This is a genomic window from Escherichia sp. KCJ4928 (assembly GCF_004352695.1).
Classification (GTDB): Bacteria; Pseudomonadota; Gammaproteobacteria; order Enterobacterales; family Enterobacteriaceae; genus ECMA0423.
In genome coordinates this window covers 1-1,379 of sequence record NZ_SJWV01000398.1, presented here as the reverse complement: position 1 = coordinate 1,379, position 1,379 = coordinate 1, and the positions used below count along the sequence as shown (strand labels likewise).

General features: G+C 37.0%; 2 protein-coding genes. Both read right to left on the bottom strand.

The genetic code is table 11. The features are described 5' to 3' along the window. Positions 1–694: phosphoethanolamine transferase domain-containing protein (locus E0D98_RS24220; protein ID WP_205713034.1), on the bottom strand; the 694-nt coding region annotated here is incomplete at its 3' end. A 200-nt stretch (positions 695–894) separates the two neighbouring features. Then, the coding region (locus E0D98_RS24215) for a DUF2569 family protein (protein WP_240723766.1) at positions 895–1,379 on the bottom strand (485 nt) is incomplete at its 5' end.

Sequence of the window (1,379 nt, the reverse complement as noted above, 5' to 3'; positions counted from 1 at the left end):
CAGAATTCAGCCATGGTGTTGTCGGCAAAGGATACCCATAAACAGAAAGATAATCCCGTCTGACACTTTCACCAATTACGATAATTATGGTTTTATATTTCTTCTCCACACTCACAATATCCCATGAGTCTTTCTGATTGTTTTTCAGCGATTCATATCGCATCATTTCTTCTCTGGTTTCAGCTATCCCTGTCATTACATTCGTAACCATACGTTTTGGCCATGCATTTACTGACAATACGATAAAGAACAACAGAAAGATAAATCCCCGGTGGCTTTTATCACGCTTACGCCAGAACCAGAATGTAAAAGCAGCAATGACCAGCGAAACAATAAAATAAAGAACAGGTATGCCTGTGATAAACTCACCTGCCTCATTTATATTTGTCTGCATTACAGACGCAATAAAACTGTTGTTTATTTTCCCGTAAATCATCCCAACCGGAGCATAGAATGCACTTAACAAAAGAAAGATACAGACACACGTTGCTGAAATAACATTCCGCCGCCCCAACAACATCATCAGGAACAATATAAGCACATTCCCCAGGGCGTTTTTCACTGTATATCCGCAGCACCATGTAACAAGTACAGAAAACAACAGATAAATCAGTGACTCTTTACACCACAACATAAAATAAAACTGTTTTGCTCTCTCAAAAGCATATTTCGACTTTTCTTTAATACAAGACACGCCAGTCATTTTCCTGTACAAACACAGACGATCATTTCAACGCATGGATATTTATATGAAACAGTTCACAAAAATACCCTACCCTGTTCAGCAAGATTGACATATTATCAGGTTCTGTGTTTACAGCAACTGCTCTCCGGACCAGATTATTCACATAACCCGATGAATGACTCATCATCATGATGAGTCTCAGCATTCATTTAGTTAACAAAAATATTTCTTGCCTTCCCGGAAAGACAAACATACGAAAGAGAAAGCATGGCTATAATAATATCAATCAAAATATTCTCAATCTTTCCGGTTGTCATACACTCAGCACCGACAACATAAAGACAATAAACAAAAGTGATAGCATAGTGCGATATATAAAGGAGATGAATGGCCAGAAGTAATTTCCCTACCACTCTTTTTCGTTTAAAGAAAGAATAAATGAATAGCAAACATAACCCTGACAGAAAAAGAAAGGTAGCAATGGAGATTATAAAATACTCCGTCACCTGTGAATTCTCATCCAGAGATGAATACAGCGAATAATATGTGGTTGTGAGATTAAGTCTTGTTATCAATATATAAACAACTGATAATAGTATAATATAAAGAAGCAGACCAAATCTGTTTTTCTGCGCTCCGGTTAATACTTCTGATTTATCTCGCATAAAATATCCTGTCTGTAATCTGTCCCGGT